At 73.7% G+C, this 25549-nt stretch carries 27 protein-coding genes; 14 read left to right on the top strand and 13 right to left on the bottom strand.

Annotated elements, in window-relative coordinates; all coding sequences use genetic code 11:
* Positions 1–414: a hypothetical protein gene (locus tag OO60_RS18990; RefSeq protein WP_033261802.1), complete on the top strand. Its 414-nt coding sequence runs from the start codon at positions 1–3 to the stop codon at positions 412–414.
* Here the strand turns inward: OO60_RS18990 and OO60_RS18985 are convergent.
* The gene (locus OO60_RS18985; protein WP_003090052.1) at positions 374–604 is read right to left on the bottom strand and encodes a molybdopterin oxidoreductase; all 231 of its coding nucleotides are present in this window, start codon (positions 602–604) and stop codon (positions 374–376) included. The two genes, OO60_RS18990 and OO60_RS18985, sit on opposite strands and share 41 nt — an antisense overlap.
* A gap of 96 nt (positions 605–700) precedes the next feature.
* On the opposite strand from OO60_RS18985, the gene OO60_RS18980 reads away from it, so the two are divergent.
* Complete coding sequence (locus OO60_RS18980; protein WP_003090049.1) at positions 701–1774, top strand: serine hydrolase domain-containing protein; 1074 nt, start codon at positions 701–703, stop codon at positions 1772–1774.
* Here OO60_RS18980 and OO60_RS18975 read toward each other — a convergent pair.
* Positions 1771–3408, bottom strand: a complete 1638-nt coding sequence (locus tag OO60_RS18975; protein ID WP_033261801.1) for a hypothetical protein — start codon at positions 3406–3408, stop codon at positions 1771–1773. The genes OO60_RS18980 and OO60_RS18975 overlap by 4 nt on opposite strands.
* A 118-nt stretch (positions 3409–3526) precedes the next feature.
* On the bottom strand, positions 3527–3955 hold the full coding sequence (locus OO60_RS18970; RefSeq protein WP_033261800.1) for a MerR family transcriptional regulator: 429 nt from the start codon (positions 3953–3955) through the stop codon (positions 3527–3529).
* A gap of 24 nt (positions 3956–3979) precedes the next feature.
* Here OO60_RS18970 and OO60_RS18965 point away from each other — a divergent pair, with 24 nt between their 5' ends.
* Entirely contained in the window at positions 3980–5368 is a 1389-nt protein-coding gene (locus tag OO60_RS18965) for an MFS transporter (protein ID WP_033261799.1), read from the top strand.
* On the opposite strand, the gene OO60_RS18960 is transcribed toward OO60_RS18965, so the two are convergent.
* Together OO60_RS18960 and OO60_RS18955 are read right to left on the bottom strand one after the other, a co-directional pair.
* Entirely contained in the window at positions 5343–5627 is a 285-nt protein-coding gene (locus OO60_RS18960; protein ID WP_003090714.1) for a ubiquitin-like small modifier protein 1, read from the bottom strand. The two genes, OO60_RS18965 and OO60_RS18960, sit on opposite strands and share 26 nt — an antisense overlap.
* Before the next feature lie 3 nt (positions 5628–5630).
* A complete protein-coding gene (locus tag OO60_RS18955) occupies positions 5631–6713 on the bottom strand; it encodes a WD40/YVTN/BNR-like repeat-containing protein (RefSeq protein WP_003090715.1) in 1083 nt (360 codons plus the stop codon).
* A gap of 163 nt (positions 6714–6876) precedes the next feature.
* On the opposite strand from OO60_RS18955, the gene OO60_RS18950 reads away from it, so the two are divergent.
* From OO60_RS18950 to OO60_RS18930, 5 genes are all read left to right on the top strand, one after another.
* Positions 6877–7248 (top strand): YciI family protein, encoded by a 372-nt coding sequence (locus OO60_RS18950; RefSeq protein WP_081655884.1) that lies wholly within the window; start codon positions 6877–6879, stop codon positions 7246–7248.
* Between the two features lie 49 nt (positions 7249–7297).
* Positions 7298–8113, top strand: coding sequence for an NAD(P)H-binding protein (locus tag OO60_RS18945; RefSeq protein WP_003090717.1), 816 nt, complete (start codon positions 7298–7300; stop codon positions 8111–8113).
* An 87-nt stretch (positions 8114–8200) separates the two neighbouring features.
* The gene (locus tag OO60_RS18940) at positions 8201–9082 is read left to right on the top strand and encodes a M48 family metalloprotease (RefSeq protein ID WP_003090718.1); all 882 of its coding nucleotides are present in this window, start codon (positions 8201–8203) and stop codon (positions 9080–9082) included.
* Positions 9083–9167: 85 nt separating this feature from the next.
* Positions 9168–9518, top strand: coding sequence for a YciI family protein (locus OO60_RS18935; RefSeq protein ID WP_003090719.1), 351 nt, complete (start codon positions 9168–9170; stop codon positions 9516–9518).
* Between the two features lie 5 nt (positions 9519–9523).
* Positions 9524–10759: an RNA polymerase sigma factor gene (locus tag OO60_RS18930; RefSeq protein WP_209441388.1), complete on the top strand. Its 1236-nt coding sequence runs from the start codon at positions 9524–9526 to the stop codon at positions 10757–10759.
* Between the two features lie 149 nt (positions 10760–10908).
* Here the strand turns inward: OO60_RS18930 and OO60_RS18925 are convergent, their stop codons facing one another.
* Both OO60_RS18925 and OO60_RS18920 read right to left on the bottom strand, forming a co-directional pair.
* The gene (locus OO60_RS18925; RefSeq protein ID WP_004562675.1) at positions 10909–11529 is read right to left on the bottom strand and encodes an enoyl-CoA hydratase/isomerase family protein; all 621 of its coding nucleotides are present in this window, start codon (positions 11527–11529) and stop codon (positions 10909–10911) included.
* Entirely contained in the window at positions 11526–12119 is a 594-nt protein-coding gene (locus OO60_RS18920; RefSeq protein ID WP_004562676.1) for a TetR/AcrR family transcriptional regulator, read from the bottom strand. The genes OO60_RS18925 and OO60_RS18920 overlap by 4 nt, the downstream gene beginning before the upstream one ends.
* Positions 12120–12172: 53 nt before the next feature.
* Here OO60_RS18920 and OO60_RS18915 point away from each other — a divergent pair, with 53 nt between their 5' ends.
* A complete protein-coding gene (locus tag OO60_RS18915; RefSeq protein WP_004562677.1) occupies positions 12173–12526 on the top strand; it encodes an arsenate reductase family protein in 354 nt (117 codons plus the stop codon).
* A gap of 18 nt (positions 12527–12544) precedes the next feature.
* On the opposite strand, the gene OO60_RS18910 is transcribed toward OO60_RS18915, so the two are convergent.
* Positions 12545–13564: an aldo/keto reductase gene (locus tag OO60_RS18910; protein WP_033261798.1), complete on the bottom strand. Its 1020-nt coding sequence runs from the start codon at positions 13562–13564 to the stop codon at positions 12545–12547.
* A 151-nt stretch (positions 13565–13715) separates the two neighbouring features.
* On the opposite strand from OO60_RS18910, the gene OO60_RS18905 reads away from it, so the two are divergent.
* Entirely contained in the window at positions 13716–14573 is an 858-nt protein-coding gene (locus OO60_RS18905) for a helix-turn-helix domain-containing protein (RefSeq protein WP_004562678.1), read from the top strand.
* On the opposite strand, the gene OO60_RS18900 is transcribed toward OO60_RS18905, so the two are convergent.
* Entirely contained in the window at positions 14574–15785 is a 1212-nt protein-coding gene (locus OO60_RS18900) for a threonine synthase (RefSeq protein WP_004562679.1), read from the bottom strand.
* Between the two features lie 30 nt (positions 15786–15815).
* On the opposite strand from OO60_RS18900, the gene OO60_RS18895 reads away from it, so the two are divergent.
* Both OO60_RS18895 and OO60_RS18890 read left to right on the top strand, forming a co-directional pair.
* Positions 15816–16595 (top strand): DUF1295 domain-containing protein, encoded by a 780-nt coding sequence (locus tag OO60_RS18895; protein ID WP_004562680.1) that lies wholly within the window; start codon positions 15816–15818, stop codon positions 16593–16595.
* Positions 16577–17404, top strand: a complete 828-nt coding sequence (locus tag OO60_RS18890; RefSeq protein WP_004562681.1) for a carbon-nitrogen hydrolase family protein — start codon at positions 16577–16579, stop codon at positions 17402–17404. The genes OO60_RS18895 and OO60_RS18890 overlap by 19 nt, the downstream gene beginning before the upstream one ends.
* A gap of 17 nt (positions 17405–17421) precedes the next feature.
* On the opposite strand, the gene OO60_RS18885 is transcribed toward OO60_RS18890, so the two are convergent.
* From OO60_RS18885 to OO60_RS18875, 3 genes are all read right to left on the bottom strand, one after another.
* Positions 17422–18168: an SDR family NAD(P)-dependent oxidoreductase gene (locus OO60_RS18885; RefSeq protein WP_244885548.1), complete on the bottom strand. Its 747-nt coding sequence runs from the start codon at positions 18166–18168 to the stop codon at positions 17422–17424.
* Positions 18169–18250: 82 nt separating this feature from the next.
* Positions 18251–19144, bottom strand: coding sequence for a LysR family transcriptional regulator (locus tag OO60_RS18880; RefSeq protein WP_033261835.1), 894 nt, complete (start codon positions 19142–19144; stop codon positions 18251–18253).
* Positions 19144–20397, bottom strand: coding sequence for a cytochrome P450 (locus OO60_RS18875; RefSeq protein ID WP_003079141.1), 1254 nt, complete (start codon positions 20395–20397; stop codon positions 19144–19146). Before OO60_RS18875 ends, OO60_RS18880 begins: the two co-directional genes overlap by 1 nt.
* A gap of 47 nt (positions 20398–20444) precedes the next feature.
* Here OO60_RS18875 and OO60_RS18870 point away from each other — a divergent pair, with 47 nt between their 5' ends.
* Both OO60_RS18870 and OO60_RS18865 read left to right on the top strand, forming a co-directional pair.
* Entirely contained in the window at positions 20445–21173 is a 729-nt protein-coding gene (locus OO60_RS18870) for an alpha/beta fold hydrolase (RefSeq protein WP_003079144.1), read from the top strand.
* A 241-nt stretch (positions 21174–21414) separates the two neighbouring features.
* Entirely contained in the window at positions 21415–24660 is a 3246-nt protein-coding gene (locus tag OO60_RS18865; RefSeq protein WP_033261797.1) for a tetratricopeptide repeat protein, read from the top strand.
* Between the two features lie 88 nt (positions 24661–24748).
* Here OO60_RS18865 and OO60_RS18860 read toward each other — a convergent pair whose 3' ends face one another.
* Complete coding sequence (locus tag OO60_RS18860; RefSeq protein ID WP_003079148.1) at positions 24749–25531, bottom strand: L-histidine N(alpha)-methyltransferase; 783 nt, start codon at positions 25529–25531, stop codon at positions 24749–24751.
* Positions 25532–25549: the final 18 nt, after the last annotated feature.

Here is a 25549-nt window from a genome sequence, read left to right as displayed (position 1 = left end):
GTGATCCGGGACGACCTCGAGCGGCTGATCCGCCGCGACTACCACCCCGACTACTGGGCGGACGACGTCGCCGGGCGGGCGGCGGAGCTGGTCGCGAAGCTGGAGCCCGCGGACTGGACGTGGCTCGGCGAGACGTGGCCGTCCTGGCCGCCCGGGCACCAGCGGCAGCTGGCCGACGCACTGGCCGGGAGCGGGCCCGCGGGCTGGCCGATCCTGACGGCCATGCTGCGCTCGGCCGACGCCGGGGTCGCGATGCAGGCCGCCGAAGCGCTGCAGCCGGACCCGGCGTGGCCCGGCGACGCGTCCCTGGAGCCGGACCTGCGCCGGCTGCGGGACGTCGTGGAGCCGGAGCTGGCCGACATCCCGGAGGACCTCATCCGCCGCGGGCGCACCGGGGGCCGAGCGACGCCTTGAGCGCGGTGAGCTCACGGCCGACCCGCCCGGCTTCCTCGGTCCGGGCCTGGGCTTCGAAGACGTCGATCGCCTGCCCGGTCGGGTGGCCGGGCAAGGGCTTCAGCGCCAGCAGCCGTCCGTTCTCGACGGTGGCGGTGGCCCCGCACCGGGACACGCACAGCGGACAGAACGTTGCGACTTCGCTGGCCATCGGCGCACCTCCCAGGCGCATCGAAGTCCCATCCTCGCACCGGCGCCGCCGATATTCGATGGCGTTCATGAAGCACACGCGGTTGAGTCGGTCCCCATGGTTCCCCTGCACGGAACGTGCGACGAGCAGTTCTCCGAGGTGCGCACCGCGCTGGCCGAGTCCCTCACCAAGGACGACGTCGGTGCTTCGGTGGCCGTGTTCCTGCACGGCCGGCCCGTGGCCGATCTCTGGGGCGGCTACGCCGACGCCGCCCGGACGGTCCCGTGGGAACGGGACACCGTCACCAACGTCTTTTCCACCACCAAGACGATGATCGCCCTGTGCGCGCTCGTGCTCGCCGACCGCGGTGAGCTCGACCTCGATGCGCCCGTGGCCCGGTACTGGCCGGAGTTCTCCGCCGGGGACGTCCTGGTCCGGCACGTGCTTTCGCACACCTCGGGCCTGCCGACCTGGGACACGCCCATCACCACCGACGACCTGCGCGACCCGCCCAAGGTCACCGCGCTGCTGGCCGCGCAGACCCCGCGGTGGGCGCCCGGCGAGGTCGCCTGCTACCACGCGCTCACGCAGGGGTACCTGCTCGGCGAGGTCGTCCGCCGGATCACCGGGAAGACCATCGGCGCGTTCTTCGCCGCCGAGGTGGCCGGGCCGCTGGGGGCCGACTTCCACATCGGGCTGCCCGCCGCGCACGACGACCGGTTCGCACCCGCCATCGCCCCGCCCGGCGGGCTGACCGTGCCGCCGCCGACCGAGCTCTTCGAGATCGTGCCCAACCCGGAGATCGTGCCCGAGGACACGAACGCCGAGTCCTGGCGGCGGGCCGAAATCCCCTCGGGCGCCGGCTACGGCAACGCCCGGTCGGTCGCCACCGTCCAGTCGGTGCTCACCTCCGGCGGGGGAGGGCTGCTGTCGCGGGCGGGGTGCGAGCGGGCCCTGGAAGAGCAGTACCACGGGCTCGACTACGCCCTCGGCGTCAAGATGCGGTACGGCCTCGGCTACGGCGTCAGCGGCCGGACGTGCTTCTGGGGCGGCATGGGCGGTTCGCTGGTGTTCAACGACTTCGACGCCGGCCTGACCGTCGCCTACGTGATGAACCGGATGCTGGACGCCATCGTGGGCGACGGCCGGGGCATGACGATGGTGGCCGCGGCCTACGGCGGCTTGGGCTAGCCGATCCGGTACAGGCGGCCGCCCTGGACGGCGAGCACGGTCAGCGGGCCGTCCGCCGGTCCCGACGTCGCCTGCCAGCCCGTGGCGCCCGGCGGGGCGGTGGTGGCCTGGGCCGCCGTGAGCGGCAGGCCCGCGCTGCCGCCGCCGGTCACCGTGCCGGCCGCGTCGGTGACGACGACGCAGTCCGGCTGGTCGGCGACCCAGCCGGTGAGGACGGCGCCGGGGCCGGTGGCCGGCGCGTCGAGGGCTGCGCGGGCCGGCTCGGCGGTGCCCGGGTCGAGGTGGCTGCCCAGCTCGGGGCCGTGGCAGCCGAGGGTGAACGCGCCGCTGAACGGGTAGGCCTGCAGCGCACGGGCCGCGGGGCCGGCCGCGCGCTGGATGTGCAGCGCGTCCAGCGCGGCGGGGGCGTCGACGCGGAGCGCGACGGCCGCGAGGCCGAGTGGCGCGTAGCTGCGGCGGACCTCGTCGGCCTTGCCGCCGCCGATCGCGTGCGTCACCAGCGCCAGGGTGACGACCGCCGCGGCGACGTACCGGTGTGGCCACTGTGGACGGTGCACAGTGGACAGCACGGTCAGCGCGATCGTGGCCAGGGCCGCGACCAGGACGTACCGGCTGATGAGCCCGACGTTGCCGCCGGGCACGTTCGCCGTCGTGCGGCCCAGTGCCAGCATCACCGCCAGCGCGAACGCGTAGACCGCCAGCCCGGCCCAGCCCGCGTCGGCCGCCCGCCGGTCGGTGACCGTCCGGCGCAGCAGCAGGCCGAGCAGGGCGATCGTGCAGCCGCCGGCGATCACCGCGACGACGGCGACGTCGACTGACCACAGGCCGCCCACGGCGGCGGCGACGACGGACAGGCGCCCGTCGGGGTCGAAGGCCGCGGTCGCGCCCGACTGTGTCCCGGCGGGCTTGGTGAGCCACCACGCGCCGAGGACGACGACGCCGGCCGCGGCCGGGAGCGCGACCCGGAGCCGGGATTCCCCGCGCAGCCAGGCGACGAAGGCGAGCACGAACCAGATCGGCAGCGCGGCACCGAAGCTGAGGCAGCCCAGGACCGCGGCGGCGGCCGCACCCACCGGCCGTCCGCGGTGGGCGCAGGCGACGGCGACCGTGCACGCGGTCACCGCGGGCACCCAGCTGATGCCGTTGGTGCCCTGGACCCACAGTTCGGTGGCGTGGGAGGTGAACAGCAGCCACGCCATCGCGGCGGTAAGCGCGCCGCGCGTCGACGGCGAGAGGTGCTTCGGCAGCATCGTGCGCAGGGCCAGCACGGCGACCGCGAGCAGGACCACCGTCAGCACGGTCAGCACGCGGTTGTCGCCGCCGAACCACGCCGCGTCGGCGTAGAACAGCAGCGACGGCACGACGAACGGCTGGTCCAGGTGGTAGGTGAAGACCTGGCCTAGCTGCAGGTTCCCGGCGTCGTCGGTGACCTTGGCGAACACGTGCCAGTAGTCGAGCAGGACGTGCATCCGCGGCGCGCGCACCGCCGCGAGCAGCGCGAGGCCGGCCGGCAGGGCCGCGAAGAGCCACCACGCCACCACGAGCCGCCGTCCCGCCGGGCGGCTTGCGGCGACCCGCGGGATGGGCGCGGTGACGTCCGGCCCGGGGGCGTCGGCGAGCGCTGGCTGAGTCATGGGTCTCCTGCCGGGAACGGTGGGTCCGGCGACGGCGGGACCGCCCGGAATCGTATCGGGTGGCCGCTTCTCGCCGGGAAAGCCGGTTACCAGCGCGTTTGCCCGGCCGGTGCCGGCCTCAGCGCGGCGTCGGCGCCCACAGGCCGTCCGCGTCGCCCGCAGCGAGCCGGCCGCGGTACACGCCGATCTTGCGGTCGATCAGGGCCAGGTTCTCCTGCAGCTCCGCCAGCCGGGCCAGCACGTCGGCGCGGTGCTCCTCCAGCAGGGCCAGCCGTTCCGGCTCGTTGCCGCGGCCGGCGGCGACCAGGTCCGCGTACCGGCGGATCGTCTTGATCGGCATGCCGGTGGCCCGCAGCTTGGTGCAGATCTTGATCCAGTCCAGGTCGAGCTTCCGGTAGCGGCGGCGGCCGCCGCTCGTGCGGTCGACCTGCGTCACCACCAGGCCCGCGCGTTCGTAGTAGCGCAGCGTGTGCGCGCTGACGCCGGTGCGGCGGGCCGCGTCCGCGATGGTCAGGCCCTCAGCCGGGATCGGCTTGACTTCGAGCACGCTCTAAATCCTAGCGTCGACGGCATGAACGTTCCGACCGCAACCCGTCCGGGTCTCGTGCTCGCGATCTGCTGCGCCAGCATCGTCGTCGTGGTGATGGACATCTCCATCGTCACCGTCGCGCTGCCCGCGATCCGCCGTGACCTGGGCGCCTCCGTCTCCGGCCTGCAGTGGACCGTGGACGCCTACACGCTCGTGCTGGCCGCGTTCCTCGTGCTCGCCGGGTCGGCCGCCGACCGGTTCGGCCGCAAGCGCGTCTTCCAGTGCGGGCTCGCCGTCTTCGGCGCCGGGTCGCTGTTGTGCAGCCTCGCGCCGGGCATCGGCTGGCTGATCGCGGCCCGCGCGCTGCAGGCCGCCGGCGGCATCATGCTCAACCCCGTCGCGATGGCCATCGTCGCCACCACCTTCCCGGCTCCGGCCGAGCGGGCCCGCGCGATCGGCGTGTTCGGCTCGATGTCCGGCCTGGCGCTCGCGCTCGGGCCGATCCTCGGCGGTGCGCTCGTCGACGGCTTCGGGTGGCGCGCCGTCTTCTGGGTCAACGTCCCGATCATCGCCGCCGCGCTCGTCGCCACCGCGGTGTTCGTGCCCGAGTCGCGGGCACCGCGGGCCCGCCGCTTCGACCCGGTGGGGCAGGCCCTCGTGCTGCTGGTGCTCGGCAGCCTGGTGTTCGGGCTGATCGAAGCGCGCTCGCTGGGCTGGACGTCGCCGTGGATCCTCGGCCTGTTCGCCCTCGCCACAGTCGGCGTGCTGGGCCTCCTGCGCTACGAACCGCGCCGCACCGACCCGCTGCTCGAACTGCGGCTGTTCCGCAGCATCGCGTTCAGTTCGGCGATCGTGATGGCGGTGCTGGCCCTGTGCGGGTTCGGGATCTTCCTGTTCGTCGCCACCCAGTACCTGCAGGAGGTGCGCGGCCTGACCGCCCTGCAGGCGGGGCTGTGCCTGCTGCCCGTCGGGGTGCTCGTCCTGGTCCTGTCCCCGCGGACCGGACGGCTGGTCGGCACGCGGGGCCCGCGGTGGCCGCTGGTCGTCGCCGGGGCAGCGCTGGCGGCGGGCGGTGCCGCGGCGGCGTGGCTCGGCCCGGCGACGCCGCTGCCCGTGGTGCTCGCCACCTTCCTGCTGTTCGGCGTCTTCCTCGGCACGGTCAACCCGCCGATCACGAACACCGCGGTGTCCGGGATGCCGGGGTCGATGGCCGGGGTCGCGGCCTCGCTCGCGTCGTCCGGGCGGCAGACCGGCACCACCCTGGGCGTTGCGCTGGCCGGCTCGGCGCACGGTGTGTGGTGGCTGGTCGCCGCGCTCGGCGCCGGCCTGCTCGCGCTGGCGCTGCTCGGCACCGGGCGCCGGGCGGCCGCGACGGCCCGGCACGCGGCGGGGCTGTTCGACGAGCTCAGCCTCCCGCGACCGACGGGATGATCTGCACCTCGGCGTCCTCGCGCAACGCCGTCCCGGGGCCGCCGCGGTGGCGGCACTCCTCGCCGTCGACGTAGAAGTTGACGTACCGGCGCAGCCCGGCCTGCTCGTCGCGCAGCCGCCGTTCCAGCGCCGGGTACCGCTCGGCGAGCACGTCGAGGAGAGCGCCCAGCGTGGCCGGTTCGGCGACCTCGACGGCCAGCCGCGACTCGCCGCCGGCCTTCTCCCGCAGCGTGCCGGGCAGCAGCACGGTGATCCGCACGGGTCACACCCTCGCCGCGCGGACGCTGAGCACGTCGGGCAGGTGCGCCGCGACGAGCTGCCAGCTGTCGCCGTCGTCGCGGCTGGCGTAGACGTCGCCGGTCCGCGAGCCGAAGTACACCCCGGCCGGGTCGGCGTCGTCGGTGCACATCGCGTCCCGCATTACGCCGGCCCAGTAGGAGTCCGGCAGGCCCGGCCCCAGCGCCTCCCACGACTTGCCGGCGTCCTCGCTGCGGTAGACCCGGCAGTGGCCGTCCGGCGGGAACCGCAGGGCGTCGGCGACCAGCGGGAACGTGTAGATCACCTCGGGCCGGTGCGGGTGCACGACCATCGGGAAGCCGAAGTCGCTGGGCAGCCCCTCGGCGATGGACTGCCAGCTCGCGCCGGCGTCGTCGCTGCGGTAGACGCCGTGGTGGACCTGGGCGAACAGGCGGTCCGGCTCGGCCGGGTGCCGCGCGACCTTGTGCACGCACTGGCCGTATTCGGGGTAGGGATCCGGCACGTGGACCGCCTTGATGCCCGTGTTGCTCGCTTCCCAGGACTCGCCGCCGTCGCCGGTGCGGTAGACGCCGCCGGTGGACATGGCCACGGTGACGCGGGCGGGGTCGGTGGGGTGCGGCAGCACGGTGTGGATGGCCTTGCCGCCACCCCCGGGCGTCCAGTGTTCGCGGTGCGGGTGGTCCCACAGGCCGCGGACCAGCTCGTAGGTGCGGCCGCCGTCGGTGGAGCGGAACAGCGCGGACGGCTCGGTGCCGGCGTAGACGACGTCCGGCTCGCTCGCCGGGCCCGGCACCAGCTGCCACGCCCGCGCGAGCGACTCGCCGGTGTCCGGCGGGAAGGCGATCGGCGCGTGGTCGGGTTCGGTCCAGGTCGCGCCCAGGTCGTCGCTGGTGGCGACGCTCGGCCCGAAGTGCTCGCTGGTGACCCCGGCCAGCAGCCGCGGGGTGGCGCGGCGCGTGTCGATGCCGACCGCGTACACCTCCGTCATGGGGTGGTGCGGGCCGGTCACCTCCCACGTCGTCCGGTCGTCCGTGCTGGTCGCCAGCCACAGACCCTTGCGCGTGCCGATCGCGAGCAGGACGGACATCGGACACCTCCGGCGTGGTGATGCAGGTCACAGGTACTCTGCCGCAAAAATCGTCCCGGGGAAATGTCGAACGGCCGGCCGGCGCGTTCGACGCGGGGGTGAAGGCCGGTCACCGCGTCCGGGAACGCACCGGACCCCGGCCGAAGCGCACAAGGAGCACACCATGCGGTTTCTCATGATGCACCGGGTCGACGAGCACGACCCCAAGTCGTGGAACCCCAGCCAGGAGTTCATCGCGACGATGGGCGGGTTCATCCAGGAGTCGGTGGAGAAGGGCATCCTGATCACCGCGGAGGGCGTCCACCCGACGGAGAAGGGCGCGCTGGTCCGCAAGCCGCGCGGCGCCGCGATCCGGGTGACCGACGGGCCGTTCGCCGAGGCCAAGGAGGTCATCGGCGGGTTCGCGCTGATCAACGCGGCGGACCGGGCGGAGGCCGTCGAGTTCGCCAAGCGGTACGCCGAGCTGTTCGACCAGGACATCGAGGTGGAGGTCCGCCAGGTCGTCGAGTTCGACGAACTGCCGACGCAGGACTGACGACGTCCGGTGGCGCTAGGCTGGCGGAAACCGTTCTGGGGGTCGAACGATGTTCCTGGTCACCGGCGCCACCGGCAATGTCGGCGCGGAAGTGGTTTCGGCACTCGCGGCGGCGGGTGCCCCGGTCCGGGCGCTGGTGCGCCGGCCGGATGTGCGGCTGCCGGACGGGGTGGAGGCCGCGGTCGGCGACCTCAACTCGCCCGGCAGCCTGGCGGACGCGCTGAAGGGCGTCGAAGGCGTCTTCCTGCTGTCCGGCTACGAGGACATGTCCGGCATGCTGCGGGACGCCGGCGTGCGGCGGATCGTGCTGCTGTCCGGCGGCTCGGCGGCGCTCGCGGACATGGGCAACGCCGTCTCCCGCTACATGACGCTGTCCGAGCGGGCGGTGCGGGAATCGGGCCTGGACTGGACGTTCCTGCGGCCGCGTGCCTTCATGGCGAACGCCCTGCGCTGGCTGCCGCAGCTGCGCGCGGGTGACACCGTCCGCGTCCAGTTCCCGCGGGTCGCGGCGGCGTGCATCGACCCGGCGGACATCGCGGCGGTGGCGGCGCTCGCGCTGGCCGGCGGCCACGAGGGGCTCGTCCACGAGCTGACCGGGCCGGTGGCGCTGCGGCCGGCGGAGCAGGTCGCCGTGCTGGCCTCGGTGCTCGGCCGCGACCTGCGTTGCGTGGAGCTGCCGGACGCCGAGACGCGCGCGGAGCTCGAGGCGAGCATGCCGCAGGAGTACGTCGAGGCGTTCTGGAGCTTCTACGTCGACGGGACGCTGGACGAGGCGACGGTGTTCCCGACGGTGCCCGACGTGACCGGGCGGCCGGCGCGGACGTTCGCGGAGTGGGCCGAGGCGCACGCGGACGCCTTCCGCTGAGCCGCCGCCGTCCCCTGGACGGCCGTTGTGCTTCCCGGGCGGTGCGGCCAAGGTGGTTGCGGCGGCCGGCGCGGGGGGAGTGCGGAGTTGAGCGGTGCACACCGGTCCTGGCCCGACCTGGCCGCCGTGCTCGCCGTCCTGCTCGCGGTGCCCGTCGCCGCCAGCAGCCTGCTCGTGCTCGGGCTCGCCGGGAACCTCGCCTGGCCCGGGTACTTCTGGGTGCTGCCGCTCGGCTGGGCCCTCGCCGGCGGGATCACCTTCGTGCCCGCCTTCGAACACTTCCTGCTGCCGCTGACCTTCGGCATGCGGCGCCCGACGACCCGGGAGCTCGCGCGGCTCACCCCGGGCTGGCAGGCCGTCTGCGTCGCCGCCGGGGTCGACGGGGACCGCTACCGGCTGTGGGTCGACCGGTCGCGCGAGCTCAACGCCTTCGCCGCCGGCGGCCGGACCGTCGCCGTCACGCGGACCGCGCTGGAGCTGCCGCCGCCGAGCCTGGAGGCGATCCTCGCGCACGAGCTCGGCCACCACCTGGCCGGGCACTCCCGGCTCTCGCTGTACGTCTGGTGGCTGGAGCTGCCGGCCCGGCTCCTGACGCGCCTGGTCCGGCTGCTCGCACTGGCCGTGCCGTACGCCGGGCGCGCGTTCGCGGCTTTCGGGCGGTCGGTGGCCGTTCTCGTCACCGTGCTGCTGACGCTGGGCATCCTCACCGCGCTCGCGTTCCTCGACCCGTGGCTGCTGCTGGCGCCGCTGCTCGGCCCGGTGCTCGCCTGGTCGAAACGGCTCGGCGAATACCGCGCCGACCTGGTCGCGGCGCGGCTGGGCTACGGACCGGAGCTGATCACGCTGTTCCGGGAGTGGATCCGGGCGGGCGGCGGCGACGAGCGGCGGATGTGGGCGCGGCTGCTGGCCGGGCACCCGGCGCACGTCGACCGGATCAAGCGGCTGCAGGACCGCGGTTTCCGGGCCTGAGGAAGTATTTCTGCGAAGGTGTGTCCAAGGGGCCGGCCGCCGTTCGTAGTGGTGGCGTACGGCAACCGAGCCACTGGAGGATCCCGTGAAGTACCTGATGCTGATCAACGCCAGTCTGAACGCCGAGGGCGAGGCCGTCGGCGGCTGCACGCCCGAGGGCTGGCAGCTGTTCTACAAGGAGATCCAGGAGGCGGGCGTCTACTGCTACGGGAGCCCGCTCGCCGACTTCACCACGGCCACCACGGTCCGGGTCGACGACCGCGGCGAGCGCGTCGTCACCGACGGCCCGTTCGCCGAAACCCGCGAGGTGCTCGGCGGGTACTTCGTCGTCGACGTGCCGGACCTGGACGTCGCCCTCGACTGGGCGGCGCGCTGCCCGGGGTCGCAGGACGGCGGGTCGATCGTGGTGCGGCCGCTCGCCGACTACGTGGGCTGACGGCGGTGACGGGGCGGGCGGTCACTTCGGTCGAAGCGGTGTTCCGGGAGGAGCGCGGGCTGCTGCTCGCCGCGCTCGTCCGGCGGTTCGGCGACCTCGACCTGGCCGAAGAGGTGACGTCGGAGGCGATCGAAGCCGCGCTGGTGCGCTGGCCCGCCGAGGGGGTGCCGCCGAAGCCGGGCGCGTGGCTGATGACGACGGCCCGGCGCAAGGCGGTCGACCGGCTGCGCCGCGACCAGGCCTACGCGGCCCGGCTCGCGGTGCTGCAGGTCGAGGCCGAGCGCGCGGCCCCCGCCCCGGCCGCCGACGGCGACGAGCTCCCGGACGAGCGGCTCCAGCTGTTCTTCACCTGCGCGCACCCGGCCCTGTCCGCCGAGGACCGCACGGCGCTGACGTTGCGCTGCCTCGCCGGGCTGACCACGCCGGAGGTGGCGCGGGCGTTCCTGGTGCCGAGCGCGACGATGGGGAAGCGGATCGTGCGCGCGAAGAACCGGATCCGCACGCTGCGCATCCCGTTCCGGGTGCCGGACACCGGCGAGCTGCCCGCGCGGCTGCCGGGCGTGCTCCAGGTCGTCTACTCGATCTTCACGGAGGGGTACGCGGCCAGTTCGGGCCCGTCCCTGCAGCGGCTCGACCTGGCGGAGGAGGCGATCCGCCTGGCCCGGATCCTGCGCCGGCTGCTGCCGGGCGAGCGCGAGGTGGCGGGCCTGCTGGCGCTGCTGCTGCTGGTCCACGCGCGCCGGGAGGCCCGCACGGACCCCGGCGGCGCGCTGGTCCTGCTCGACGACCAGGACCGCGCCCGCTGGGACCGCGCGATGATCGAGGAGGGAGCGGCCCTGGTGGTGACGGCGCTGTCCGGCGGCCCACCGGGCTGGTACGGCGTCCAGGCGGCGATCGCGGCCCTGCACGACGAGGCCCCGGACGTGGCGGGCACGGACTGGCCCCAGATCGTGGCGTTGTACGACGTGCTGCGCGGCCTGTCGCCGTCCCCGGTGGTGGAGCTGAACCGTGCGGTGGCGGTGGCGATGCGCGACGGCCCGGCGGCCGGACTGTCCCTTTTGGACGAACTGGCGGCGGAGCCGAGGCTGCGCGGCTACGGCCCGTTTTCGGCGGCCCGCGGCGACCTCCTGTCCCGCCTCGGCCGCCACACCGAGGCGGCCGAGGCGTACCGGGAGGCGTTGTCCCTGGCCGGAACCGAACCGGAGCGGGCCCACCTGCGCGCCCGATTGGCGGGGCCCTAGCCGGTCGTGAGTGAGAAACAGTGTTCTAACACTGTTTCTCACTCACGAGCACGCACGGCGAGAATCCATGAAGCAGCCCGCCACGGCCGGCGGTCGCGGCCTGGAACTGTCGGTGGCCCCCGGTAAGCTGGAAACCGGGGGCCGGAGGCCTACGCAGCCCGCAGCGCCGCCACCGCGGGCGCGAACATCGTCGCCTTGATCGCCCCCAGCGTCCCGCGGTCCTTCCCCGCCAGCGCCGCCACCCGTTCGCTCGCCACCTTCACCACGTCACCTTCGGCCGCGACCTCGTCCACCAGCCCGACCTCCGCCGCCTCCGAACCGCCGAACCGCCGTCCGGTCGTCATCGACGCCATCGCCGCCGACGGCGTCAGCTTCCCCTGGATCAACGCCGCCATCCCCGGCGTGAACGGGATGTTGATGTCCGCCTCCGGGAAGCAGAAGTAGCCGCGATCCGCGCGCATCACGCGGAAGTCGTGCGCCATCGCCAGCATCGCGCCCGCGCCGAACGCGTGGCCGTTGATCGCCGCCACCGTCGGGACCGGCAGCGTCAGCACCCGCGCGAACAGCTCCTGGACCTCGGCGACGTACGCCGACGCCTGGTCGCCGTGGGCGGTCAGCCAGTCGAGGTCCAGGCCGTTCGAATAGAACTTGCCGCCGCCGGTGGTCACCAGGGCGCCTTCCACACCGTCCAAAAAGGAATGGACGCGCTGGAGCCAGTCCGGGGAGAACCGGTTTTCGTCGTCGCCGAGGTCGAGCACGGAAACGGTCACGGTCGGTCCTTTTCTCGAGGGGGCACGGTCAGCACGGCCCGCACGGCGGCGGCCAGCCTTTCCCGCACCAGTGGGTCGGTGATGTCCCGGCGGAAGAACGCGGTCGGCAGGTCGACGACGCACGTCGTGATCACGTCGACGGCCAGGCCGTCACCGCGGTCCCACAGCTGCCGGGCGAGCCGCACCAGCAGCGCGACCAGGCGTTTGTCCACCGCGTGCAGCTCGTCCGCCAGGTCGCCGGGCAGTTCGGGGCCGAACAGCCGGTCGCCCCGCACCTTCAGCAGCATCCGGGCCCCGTCGGGCCGGACCAGAGCGAACGCGGCGGGCGCGTCGGCCGCCGCGACGACCGCGTCCACCGGCGAAGCCGCCTGGTCCACGAGCGACGTCTGGAGGTCGAGGAAAGCTGTCGCCGCGCGCAACCAGACCCGGGCCAGCAGGGCGCTCAGCGACCCGAACGCGTGATAGATCGTCCCGTTCGGGACGCCCGCGGCCGCCGCCAGGCCACGGACCGTCACCTCCGAAGGCGAGGCGACGAGCCGCTCGGCGACGTCGAGCAGCGCGTCGAGGTCGTGAACGCGGGGGCGGGGCATGCCGCGACCGTAACAGAACACGTGCTCCAAAACCAGCGCGGTAGGCTGCGCCCGTGGAGATCTGGATCAACCCGGCGTGCTCGAAGTGCCGGTCGGCGGTGTCGATACTGGACGAAGCGGGCGCGGAGTACACCGTGCGCCGCTACCTCGAGGACCCGCCGACGGCGGTGGAGCTCGAAGCCGTCCTGAAGCGCCTCGGCCTCGAACCGTGGGACATCGCGCGCACCGCCGAGCCGGTCGCGAAGGACCTCGGCCTCAAGTCGTGGGGCCGCACACCGGACGACCGGTCCCGCTGGATCGACGCGCTGGCCGAGCACCCGAAGCTGATCCAGCGCCCGATCATCACGGCCGACGACGGCACGGCGGTCGTCGCCCGCGACCCCGAAACGGTGCGGTCGGTCCTCTGAACCGAGGGGAAGGCCGGATCAGGCCGCGGACCGCAGCCCGGCGGGACGACGCCGGAGAGCAGTCTCGGTCAATGCCGGGGGCCGGTATTCCTGGTCGAGCGCGGTGACGTCGGTACCAGGCGGGACGATCTCGTCGATCCGGTCCATGACCTCGTCGGACAGTTCGACCTCGGCCCCGGCCAGCAGGTCGTCGAGGTGGGCCATGGTGCGCGGGCCGAGGAGCGCGGCGGTGACGCCCGGGTGGGCGACGGCGAACGCCATCGCCAGGTGAGTCATCGGCAGGCCGGCCTCCTGCGCGAGGGGCACGAGTCGTTCGACGACGTCGATGCGGCGTTCGTCGGAGAGGTGGCGGGAGAACCGGACGCGTTTGAGGTCGTTGCCACCGCCCTTGCGCACCCGGCCGGTCAGCAGGCCCTGGGCGAACGGACCCCACACCAGGACGCCCAAGCCGTACTCCTGCGCGATCGGCAGGACCTCCCGTTCGATGCCGCGGTTCAGGATCGAGTACGGCGGCTGCTCGGTGCGCATCCGCTGCAACCCGGCGCGTTCGGCCACCCATTGGGCTTCGACGATCATGGAGGCGGGTGTCGTCGAGGAACCGATCACGCGCACCTTGCCCGCCCGGACGAGGTCGGTCAGGGCGGACAGGGTCTCCTCCGGGTCGGTGTCCGGGTCGGGCCGCTGGAGCTGGTAGATGTCGAGGTAGTCGGTGCCGAGCCGGCGCAGGGAGTTTTCGACGGCGGTGGTGATCCAGCGGCGGGAGCCGCCCTGCCGGTTGGGCCCCGCACCCATGGGCAGGCCGACCTTGGTGGCCAGTACCACGTCGTCGCGCCGGCCCTTCAAGGCCTTTCCGACGATGTCCTCGGAGTCGGCGTAGCGGTCGGCGGTGTCGATGAGGTTGATCCCGGCGTCGATCGCCATGTGGATGATCCGGACGGACTCGTCCGGATCGTTGCCCATCGGGCTCGCGAACATCAACGTGCCGAGGGCGTACGGGCTGACCTCGATCCCGGTCCGCCCCAGCTTGCGGTACTTCATCGACGTGCTCCTCCGGTGCAGGCCGGCAGGGTGGATCCCGCCGGCCGGTACCGCCACCTTCCGCGAGCCGCCCGGAACCGGCCAGTACCCGCCGCAGCCGGTGGATCGGGAGTACCACGACGGGACGCGGCCGGCCGCCGATACTGGAGGGATGAGCGGAACCACGGATCTCGGCCGGGCCCTGCACGCTTGGCGGGACCGCACGAAACCGGCGGAGGTCGGCCTGCCGGGCGACGAACACCGGCGCGCGCCGGGCCTGCGGCGTGAGGAGCTCGCCCTGCTCGCCGGCCTCTCCGTCGACTACCTCGTGCGGCTCGAACAGGGCAGGTCGACCAATCCGTCCCCGCAGGTGCTGTCCACGCTGGCCCGCGCGTTGCGGCTGACGGCGGCGGAGCGCGAGCACCTGTTCGTGCTCGCCGGTCAGGCGGTGCCCGGCCCCGGGCAGGTGTCCGACCACGTGCCCGCAGGCGTCCAGCGCCTGCTGGACCGGCTGACGGGCACGCCGCTGAGCGTGTACGACGCCGCGTGGAACCTCATCACGTGGAACCCGCTGTGGGCCGCGCTGTTCGGCGACCCGCCCGCACCGCGCGATTTCAGGAGGAACGCGGTGTGGTGGTCGTTCGTCGAACCCCCCGCCGGATACCCCCAGGCCGTGAGCCGGGAGACCGGACACCGCACGGCCTTCGTGTCCGACCTGCGAGCGGCGTCGGCCCGCTACCCGGGGGACGCCGGCCTGGCCGCCCTGATCGACGAGCTCCGGACCCGCAGCGGTGACTTCGCGGCGCTGTGGGACTCCGGCGTGGTGGGCGTCCACGGGCCCCTGACCAAAACGGTCCGGCACGCGAGCGTCGGTGAGATCACCCTCGACTGCGACATCCTCGCCGCACTCGGGGCCGACCTGCGGATCATGGCCTTCACCGCGGCGGAGGGCAGTGAGACGGCCGAGCGGCTGCGGCTGCTGGAGGTCGTCGGCGTCCAGGCATTGACCGGAGCCGGAACGGACACCTGATCAGGGAATTGCGTCGGTCTTCGCGAGCAGCGGGACGTCCAGCGGCACCGTCTCCGGGTACTTGATCCCGGCGCCGGTGTTGAGCACGACGACGTCTTCGTCGCCCCCGAGCCAGCCCGACTCGCGAAGCTGCCGCAGCGCCGCGAAGCACGCGCCGCCCTCCGGGCAGACGAAGGTGCCTTCGCGCTCGGTCAGTTCCCGTTGTGCCGCAAGCAGTTCCTCGTCGGTGACGGCGACCGCGGCGCCGCCCGTCGCGTACACGGCGTCGAGCACGAGGAAGTCGCCCAAAGCCTTGGGTACGGTGATGCCGAAGGCGACCGTCCGCGCGTCCGGGAAGGGTTCGCTTTCCCTTGCCCCGCGCGAAAAGGCCGTGACGATCGGCGCGCACCCGGTCGCCTGCACCGCCACGAGCCGCGGCAGCGGGCCGGAAACCCAGCCCAGTTCACGCAGTTCCAGCAGCGCCTTGTAGATCCCGATGATGCCGACGCCGCCGCCGGTCGGATACAGGATGACGTCCGGGAGCCGCCAGCCGAACTGCTCGGCGATCTCGTACCCCATCGTCTTCTTGCCCTCGATGCGGTACGGCTCCTTCAGCGTCGAAACGTCCTGCACCCCCGGGCGACGCGGAACCGCCGAAGCGACGAGCTTGCCCGCGTCACCGATGAGACCGTCCACCCGGTACAGCTCGGCGCCGGCGGCGACGCACTCGCGCATGGTGATCGGCGGCGCGTCGTCCGGCATGGCGATCAGGCTCGACAGTCCCGCGCGCGCCGCGTACAGCGCCCACGCCGCGCCCGCGTTGCCGTTCGTCGGCATCGCGATCCCGCGGACGCCGAGCTCGGCCGCCCGCGAGACGCCGACCGCGGCCCCGCGCGCCTTGAACGTGCCCGTCGGGACCAGCCCTTCGTCCTTCATCCACAGGCGGGACAAGCCCAGCTCGCGGCCGTAGCGCGGCAGCCGCAGCAATGGCGTCATGCCTTCGCCGAGGCTGACGACGTGCTCGGGCGAGCGCACCGGCAGCACCTCGTGGTAGCGCCACAGCGTCGGCTCGCGCCCGGCGATTTCCTTCGGCGTCACGGCTTCGCGGACACCGTCCAGGTCGTACCGCGCGAGCAGCGGCGCGCCGGCCGGGGAGAGCCCCTGGACGGTGTCGGCGTCCAGGCGGTCACCGGTTCGCGAGCATTCCAGGTGGCTGAGGAAGGAATACGGCACAACAGCGATCCTAGGTCCTAAAGTGAGGGCATGGACGCGCTGCGGGTGTGCCTGTACGTCTTCGCCGGGGTGACGCTCGGCACCTGGTTGGTGTCCGTCCTGACCAGGGAGTACTCCTGGGTCGACCGGATCTGGTCGATCGTGCCGGTGGCCTACGTCGGCATCTTCGCGGGCGCCGCCGGGTTCGCCGACGCGCGGCTGGACGTGATGTTCGCGCTGGTGGCGTTGTGGGGGATCCGGCTGACGTTCAACTTCGCGCGGAAGGGTGGTTACGCGCCGGGCGGCGAGGACTACCGGTGGGCCGTGCTGCGCGAGCGGATGGCGCCGTGGCAGTTCCAGGTCTTCAACTTCTGCTTCATCTCGCTGTACCAGAACGTGATCCTGCTGCTGATCACGCTCCCGGCGCTGACCGCGCTGGAGCACCCCGGCGGCTTCGGCGCCGCGGACGTCGTCGTCGCGCTGATCTTCGCCGCGTTCCTGGTCGGGGAGACGGCCGCCGACCAGCAGCAGTGGGAGTTCCACCGCGAGAAGCACGCGGGCCGGGCGGCTTCGCGGTTCCTGCAGACGGGGTTGTTCCGCTACTCGCGGCACCCGAACTTCTTCTTCGAGCAGGCGCAGTGGTGGGCGATCGCCGTGTTCGGCGTCGTCGCGGGCGGTCTGCAGTGGACGGTCATCGGCGCGGTCCTGCTGACGCTGCTGTTCGTCGGCTCGACGCGGTTCACCGAGAGCATCACGAAGTCCCGGTACCCGGAGTACGCCGACTACCAGCGCCGGACGTCGGCGGTGGTCCCGTGGCCGGCCCGCGGATGACGGTCGTCGCCGCGCTGCAGCTCGCGGCGGGCGTTCCCCTGTCGCGGATCCTGGCGTTCGAGGACGAACTCCGTGGCGTCGACCTGGTCGTGCTGCCGGAGGCGGTGCTCGGCGGCTATCCGGGCCGGACGCCGTTCGTCGAGTACTTCCACGCGGCGGTGCCGGTGCCGGGCCCGGAGACGGCGGCGCTGGCCGGTCTGGCGTCCCGGACCGGCGCGTCCCTGGTGGCAGGCGTCATCGAGCGCGACGGCTCGACGTTGTACAGCACGGCGGTGTTCCTCGACCCGGACCTCGGGCTGGTGGGCAAGCACCGCAAGCTGGTGCCCACCGCGCGGGAACGCGTGTTCTGGGGCCGCGGCGACGGCTCGACGCTCCCGGTGATCCCGACGGCGGCGGGCCTGGCGGGCGCGGCGATCTGCTGGGAGAACCACATGCCGTTGCTGCGCGCGGCGATGTACGCGAAGGGCGTGCAGATCTGGTGCGCTCCGACGGCGGACGACCGCGAAGTCTGGCAGGCGTCGATGCGCCACATCGCGGACGAGGGCCGCTGTTTCGTGGTTTCGGCGTGCCCGTACGAGTCGGCGGGCGACGACCGGTTCCGCGGCGGCAGCGTGATCGTGGGCCCGACGGGTGACGTGCTGGCGGGCCCGCTCCAGGACGGCGAGGGCCTGATCACGGCGGAAATCGACCTCGACGAGCTCGTGGCGGCGCGCAAGAGCCTCGACGTGTCGGGGCACTACGCGCGCCCGGACGTGTTCGCGCTGACGGTGGACGAACGGCCGCGGGACGGCGTCACCTTCCTGCGGTGACGCCGTCCCGCGCGCGCTCAGACCGCCGCGCGGCCGCCGTCCACCGGCAGGATTGCGCCCTGGACGAAGCTCGACCCTTGCGTCACCAGGAACGTGATCGCCGCCGCGATTTCCTCCGGGGCCGCCACGCGGCCCGCCGGGCCTGCCGAAGCCAGCTCGTCCAGGCCGTCGCCGAAGGCAGCTGTTCCCTCCGTGCGGGTCGGGCCTGGGCTGACCGCGTTGACCCTGACTCCCGATGGCCCGTACTCCGCCGCCCACGCCTTCGTCATCAGCTCCACCGCCGCCTTCGACGCGCCGTACACCGCCATGCCCGCCATCCCGCGGAGCGCCACCATCGTGGACACGTTGACGATCGCGCCGTGGCCGCGTGCCGCCATTTCCGGCGCCAGCGCGGCGACGAGGTAGAACGGCACCTTCACGTTCGTCGCGAACACCGCGTCGAAGTCCGTCTCCGGGAAGTCGGCCGTCGGGCCGGTCGGGAAGATCCCGGCGTTGTTGACCAGCACGTCGATCGGCCCGCCGACCTCGCGTGCCCGGTCCGCCAGGGCGCGCGCCGACGCCGCGTCCGTCAGCTCCGCCGCCACGAAGTCGGCCTTGCCGCCGGCCGCGCGGATCGTCTGGACGACCTCGGCGCCACGGCCGGCGTCGCGGCCGGACAGCACCACGTGGGCGCCGAGCCCCGCCAGCGCCACCGCCGTCGCGCGGCCGATGCCGCTCGTCCCGCCGGTCACCAGCGCCGTCGACCCGGACAGTTCTGCACTCATCGCTCTGCTCCTTCGAATCCTCGGTCGAAGGGTTCAAGCGCGCCCACCGGGAACGGGCTTCCGGATCCGGGTTCGGCCCTCCTTATACCCCCGATCCGGTTTGCCGATGGTCTTCCAGCGCCGCGACGAACTCCGCCACGTCCCGCCGCCGCGACGCCGCCGGCCACACGGCCCAGGTCCGCCGGACGATCGGCCGCCCGGCCAGCGGCACCCACCGCACCGTGTCCGGCAGCGGGTACGGCCACTCGGGCGGCGCGAACGCGTACGCCCCGCCCGCACTGACCGCCGGGATCTTGAGCTCGACGATCAGCCGCTGCTCCTCCGGGACCTCCGGGCCGACGTCGAGGCCGTGGCTGCGCAGGATCGCCGCCAGCTCGTCGTACCACGCCGGGCTGCCCGCACGCGGGAACGCGAACCACTCCAGCCCGGCCAGCGCCTCCAGCCGGACCGGTGCGCCGAGTTTCTCCGCCACGTTCGCGGCCAGCAGGACACCCACGTCCTCGGCCACCACCAGCACCGCGTCCAGGTCGGGCCCGGCCGGGCGCTCGCGGACCAGCCCGACGTCGAGCTCGCCCGCCCGCAGCGCGGCCACCTGCGCCACCGACGACAGGTGCCGCGCCTGCACCCGCGTGCCCGGCAGCCGCGCGAGCGCCGACGGCAGCAGCTCCGGCGGCAGTTCCAGGGGGACGCCGACGCGCAGCACGCCGCCGCCGTCGCTCGTGTGCCGGGCCATCGCCGCGACCGCCTGGTCGTGGCGGGCCAGCACGGCGCGGGCCTCGCCGAGCAGCGTCGTGCCGGCGTCCGTCACCTGGACACCGGTGCTCGTGCGCACCAGCAGCGGGACGCCGAGCCGCCGTTCCAGCGCGGTGATCGTCTGGGACAGGGCAGGCTGGCTGACGTGCAGCTGCCGCGCCGCCTTCGACATCGCGCCCGCCTCGACGACCGCGACGAACGTCCGGAGCTCGCGGATCTCCATCAGCCGCTCCACCTGATCGGCAGCGACTTGAGGCCGTTCTGGAAGTTCGACCGCAGCCGCACGGGCTCCCCGGCGAGTTCCACGAACCCCAGCAGGTCGAGCACCGCGTCGAACATCGCTCGCAGCTGGACCCGTGCGAGGTGCGCGCCGAGGCAGAAGTGCGGGCCGTGGCCGAAGGTGAGGTGGTCGTTCGGGGTCCGGCCGATGTCGAAGGTGTCCGGATCGGGGAACACCGAAGGATCCCGGTTGGCCGACGAGAACCAGACCACCACCTTGTCACCGGCGGCAATGTCCACATCGGACAGCCGGACGCCGGATGCCGCCGTGCGCCGGAAGTGCACCACCGGCGTCCACCACCGCAACATCTCTTCCACCGCCGAGGGCAGCAGGGACCGGTCGTCGAGGAGCCGCCGGTATTCCGCGGGGTGCGAGAGCAGCGCGAGCAGCCCACCGGGCAGGCCGTTGCGCAGGGTTTCGTTGCCCGCCACGGAAAACAGCCAGAACAGGTTCTCGAACTCGGCGAGCGAGACGCGCCCGCCGTCGTCGCCGACGTGCTGCATCAGGTTGCTCATGACGTCGTCGCCGGGGTGCTCCCGTTTGTACTCGCCCAACGCGTTCGCGTACGCGTAGAGATCCGGCATGCCCGCGCGCGTCCGGGGATCCGGCATCGACCCGTCCGGCCCCGGCGACGGGCGGACGGCGAGCGCGACCCTGGCCAGCTCGCTCACCTCGGAAACGGAAACGGTCGAGCTCACCGCGTACTCGGGATCCTGGTACCCGATCACGCGGTTGCTCCAGTCGTACATCAGCCGCCGGTCCTCGTCCGGCACGCCGAACACGCCGGCCAGGGTGCGCAGCGGCAGATCGGCGGCCACCTGCGCGAAGTCGCACTCGCCGCGATCGGCGACGGCGAGAACGAGCTCCCGCGCCCAGCTCTCGATCTGCGACGTCAGCTTCGCGATCGCGCGCGGGGTGAACGCCTTCGTGAGCAGCCCGCGCAGCCGGCCGTGCTCCGGCGGGTCCATGTTCAGCATCATCCGGCGCACGTACGCGAGGTCCGCGGCGTCGCGGATCTGCGTGCCGCCGAGCTGCGAAGAGAACACTCCCGGGTCGCGCAGCACGCGCCGCACCTCGGCGTGCCCGAGCACGGCCCAGAAGTCGTCGACGCGCACCACCGGGCCGGCGCGCCGCAGCCGCGCCAGCTCGTCGTACGGGACACCCTGCACGTAGGTGTCCGGATCGGTGATCGTCACGGGCCAGACCCTAGCCGCGCCCACCGACAATTTGGGAGGCTGCGCTGATGGACACGCTCAACATGCGCATCGGGGGCAAGGGCGAACCGGCCGTCCTCCTCCTGCACGGCCTCGGCGCGACCGGTGCTGTCTGGGACCACTTCGCCGTCCAGCTCGACCGGCGCGTCCTGGTGCCCGACCTGCCCGGCCACGGCCCGTCCGCACCCCTGCCGCACTACAGCTTCGCCACGCTCGCCGAGGCGGTCGCGCGGGCGCTGCCGGACGGCGGGCCGCTGGTCGTCGCCGGGCATTCGCTCGGCGGGGTGCTCGCGCTGGAACTGGCGTCCGACCGCTACGACGTCGAGGTCGCGGGCGTGCTCGCCCTCGGTGTGAAGGTCGAGTGGAGCCAGGACGACCTGAACCGCGCGGCCTCGTTCGCGGCCAAGCCGCCGCGGGTGTTCGAGACGCTGGCCGACGCCGAACAGGCCTACCTGAAGGTGTCCGGGCTGCTGGGGATCGCGCCCACCGACCCGGCCGGGCTTCGCGAGACCGAGGGAGGTTGGCGCCTCGCGTTGGACCCGGCCGCGTTCGGCCTCGGCGCACCGGACATGCCGGCCCTGCTGGCCGGGGCGCGCTGCCCGGTCGTGCTCGCCGCGGGGGAGAACGACCCGATGAGTCGTCCGGAGCAGCTGCGGGCGCTCGACGCCGACGCCGTCACGCTCGCCGGGCTCGGGCACAACGCCCACGTCGAAGACCCGGCCGCCGTGCGTGCCCTGCTGAAGCGCTTCGGCGTCTGAAGGTCCGGGTGCAGCCGTCGTACCCCAAGCGACGGCTGCTCCGCGAACCCCTCGCCACCACCGGACACGGCACAGCCTAGGAAGGCGTGGTGGACGAGCGCCTGTACCGCGGGCCCGCGCCGTGGTCACCCTCGGTACCTGCGGAAACGGTTATCTTCGCCGATCGGTGGTACATCTCGGGCGGCACGATCGTGATGCTGGAGAGGTACGTTCCGCCAGGGGGACGCCGGAGAGGACACGTGTGGACGAAGGTCCGTCGTTCGCCGGGTGGCTGCGCGACCGGCGTGTGCTCGCCGGCCTCACCCAGGCCCAGCTCGCCGAGCGCGCGGGGCTGAGCCTGCGCGCGGTGCGCAACGCCGAGCTCGGCAGCGTCCGGCGGCCCCGGCCGGAGACCGAGCGGCGGTTGCGGGAAGCGCTCGCCGAGGCCCCGCCGGAGCCGGTGCGGATCGGCGTCCTGGGCCCGCTGACGGTGACGCGGGGGACCGAGCCGGTGGCGATCGGCGCCGAAAAGCAGCGCCTGCTGCTGGCCATGCTGGCCCTGCAGCCGAACCGGACCGTCCGGCGCGAGGACCTCGTCGACGTCGTCTGGGACGAGCCGCCGTCGTCCTGCCTGGAACTGCTCCACACCTACGTCGCGCGGCTGCGGCGGGCGCTGCGGCCCGCCGACCTCATCGCCACGGACAAGGGCGGCTACCGGCTCGCCGCCGGGGAACAGGAGCTCGACCTGCTGGAGTTCGAGGCGCTCCTCGCCCGCGACGCCCACCGCGAGGCCCTCGGGCTCTGGCGCGGCCCCGCCCTCGCCGACCTCGGACGGCTCCGCCAGCACCCGGCCCGGCTCGCGATCGCCATGCAGCGCGCCAAGGCCGTGATGGGCTACGCCGAGACCGCCGACCCCGAGGACGCGGCCGTGCAGCTGCGGGTGCTGACCGCCGAAGAGCCGTTGAACGAGTCGGCGCACGCCAAGCTGATGGTGGCGCTGGCCGCGTCCGGGCGCCAGGCCGCCGCGCTCGGCGTGTTCGACGAGGTCCGCCGCCGGCTCGCCGGGGAGCTGGGCATCGAACCCGGCCCCGAGCTGCGCGCGGCCCACCGGCAGGTGCTGCGGCAGGACTTCGCTGCCCCGGAGCCGCCGTCCCGGGTGCCGGCGCAGCTGCCCGCGGACGTCCCCGGTTTCCGCGGCCGTGCCGCCCAGCTGGCCGAGCTGGACGCGCTGCTGCGTCGCGGCGAAGGCGACACCGGCGCGCGCATCGCCGTCCTTTCGGGCACCGGCGGCGTCGGCAAGACCGCGCTCGCGGTGCACTGGGCCCAGCGCTCGCCCGCGGAGTTCCCGGACGGGCAGCTCTACCTCGACCTGCACGGCTTTGGCACGGTCCGGCCGGTCGACCCGGGCGACGCGCTGTCGGGCTTCCTGCGCGCCCTCGGCGTCCCTGGCGCGGACATCCCCGCCGAACCGGAGGAGCGCGCCGCGAAGTTCCGCACCGCGCTCGCCGGCCGCCGGATGCTGGTGCTGCTGGACAACGCCGGTTCGGTCGGCCAGGTCCGCCCGCTGCTGCCCGGCTCGCCGACCTGCCTGGTGCTGGTGACCAGCCGGGACGCGCTGCCCGGGCTGGTCGCCCGCGACGGCGCGCGGCGGGTGCTCGTCGACCTGCTCACCGAGGCCGAAGCCCGCGACCTGCTGCGGGCGCTGCTCGGCAGGCGCGTCGACGATGAACCCGAGGCCACCGCGGCCCTGATCGGGTATTCGGCCCGGCTGCCGCTGGCCCTGCGGCTCGTCGCGGAGCTGGCACTGAGCCGGCCGGGCGAGCGCCTCGCCGCCCTGGCGGACGAGCTGGCCGACGAACGGCGGCGGCTCGACCTGCTCGACGGCGGCGGCGACCCGCTGACCGCGGTCCGTGCCGTGTTCTCGTGGTCGTACCGCCACCTCACGCTCGCCGCCGCCCGCGTGTTCCGGCTCTGCGGCCTGCACCCGGGCCGCGACCTGACGCCGCCCGCGATCGCCGCGCTCGCCGGCGTCCCGCTGCCGGAGGCCGAACGGCTGACCGGCACCCTGGTGCGGGCCCACCTCGCGCAGCAGACCGGCGAAGACCGCGTCCAGCTGCACGACCTGCTGCGCGTCTACGCCGCCGAGCTCGCGGCCGGGGACCCCGCCGAGAGCCGCGAAGCGCAGGAGCGGCTGTTCGACTTCTACGTCTCCTCGGCCGGGCAGGCCATGGACGTCGTCCTGCCGCAGGAACGCCACCTGCGGCCGCGGGTGCCGGAGCCCGACGTCAAGGTGCTCGACGCGCAGGCGTGGCTGGAGGCCGAACGCCGCAACCTCCTGGCGGTCGCCGCGCACGCGACCCGGCACGGGTGGCCGGGCCACCTGCGGCTGCTGTCCGGGATCCTGTGGCACTACCTCGACGTCGGCGGCTACCACGAGGAAGCCCTGGTGCTGCACACGCACGCGTCGGCGCTGGCCCACCACGCCGGCGACCGGGCCGCCGAAGCCGAGCCGCTCATCCTGATCGCGCTCGGCCACTGGCGCGTCGGCCGCTCGCGGGAGGCGTTGCGGTACCTGGAGGAGGCGCTCGCCCTCGCCCGCGAGACCGGCGACCGGCGCACCGAGATCCACGCGGTCAACACACTCGGCCTGGTCTGCCGCGCGCTGGGCCGGTTCGCCGAGGGCATCGGGTACTCGACCGGCGCACTGGCGCTGGCCAGGGAGTCGGGGGACCGCACGAGCGAAGGCCTGGTCCTGGTGGTGCTCGGCTGCGCCTGCCGCGGCATCGGCTGGTACGGCGAAGCGATCGGCTACCTCGAAGAGGCCCTCGCGCTGGCCCGCGACATCGCCGACCGCACCGGCGAGGGGTACGCCCTGGTCAACCTGGCCGACACGATGTCGGCGCTGGGCCGCCACGACGAGGCGGCGCGCGTCCTGGAAGAGGGGCTGGCGCACCTGCGCGCGATGGGCGTCCGGGTGAGCGAGGGGTACGCCCTCGGCATCCTCGGCGACATCGAGCACGCGCGCGGCCGGTACGCGGAAGCCGCGGAGCACCTCGAGCGGGCCCTGGAAATCGCGCAGGAGACCGGCAGCCCGACCAACCGCAGCGTCGCGTTGAAGCACCTGGGCGACGTCCGGCTGGCGCAGGGCCGCCACGCGGAAGCGGCCCGGCACCTCGACGAGGCGCTGAGCCTGGCCCGCGAATGCGGTGACCGGGGCGCCGAATCCCGGGTGCTCAACAGCCTCGGCCACCTCGCCGCCGCGCGCGGTGCTGCCGCGGACGCGCTCGCGTACCACCGCGAAGCCCTGGCTGTGGCGGGTAAAACGGGCTGCCGTCCCGAACAGGGCCGGGCGCACTGCGGGCTCGGCGAAGTCCACAGTGGACTCGGTGACCCGGAGGCCGCGCGCGAGCATTGGGAACGGGCGCTCGCCTGCTACGCCGAGGAAGGCGTGCCCGGCGCCGTCCGGGTCCGGAACCACCTGGCGGCCTTGGAGCGCGTCGCCGGCTGACGGCGTTCGAGGGCGGCGAGGTCGCTGCGGACGCGCTGGAGGTCCCGGTCGGTGAAGTTGGTGCTGCCGGCGGGCCGTGGCCAGGTGATCATGGGTTTCTCCCGGTGGCTTTGAAGAACGCGTAGTGGAAGGTCCCGTCCGGACCGGTGGTGCGGCGCAGGTCCGCGATCCCGCGGGCCCAGCCGTCCGCGGTGGCGAGGCCGCGGGCGACGGCCGTCTCGCCGACGCCTTCGACCATCGCGGTGAAGGTGTCGCGGGTGAACCCGGCGACCAGTTCGGGCCGGGACCGGTCGGCGTAGACCGTCCGCGGTTCGACGGTGACGCCGGCGAACCCGGCGCCGGTCAGCAGCGGGTGCAGGCGCCGCCCGATGAGCGCGTCGCCGCCGGCGTCGGCCTGCAGCCGGACCAGGCAGTCGATCGCGGCCTGGGCGTGCTCGCTGCGCGGGTGGAAGAACGCCGATCCGTGGTCGCCTTCGACGACCGTGATCGTGCCGCCCGGCCGCAGCAGCGTCTTCAGGTGCGCCAGGGCCTTCTCCGGCTCCAGCAGGTGCTCCAGCACGAAACAGACGAAGACGTGGTCGTATTCGCCGTCCAGGTCGAACAGGTCGGCCCGCCGGAAGTCGACGCCCCCGACCCGGGCTCTCGCCTGCCGCAGCGACGCTTCGGAGACGTCGACCGCGGTCAGGTGCGCGCCCGGGCTGCGGGTCACGAGGTGGGCGGTCTGGGCGCCGACGCCGCAGCCGGCCTCCAGCACGCGGCTGCCGGCGGGGTAGGCCGTCCCGGCGTGCAGGAGCTCGGCGAGGGTGTCGGCCTGGTCGCCGAGGCGGCGGGTCTCGGGTTCGGTGTAGCCGTGCACGTAACCGGTGTCCATGGGACCAGCGTCCTGCGA

Origin of the sequence: Amycolatopsis vancoresmycina (assembly GCF_000716785.1) — a bacterium.
GTDB lineage: Bacteria > Actinomycetota > Actinomycetes > Mycobacteriales > Pseudonocardiaceae > Amycolatopsis > Amycolatopsis vancoresmycina.
The sequence above is the reverse complement of the archived record's forward strand: the minus strand, read 5'-3'. Positions and strand labels throughout refer to the sequence as shown.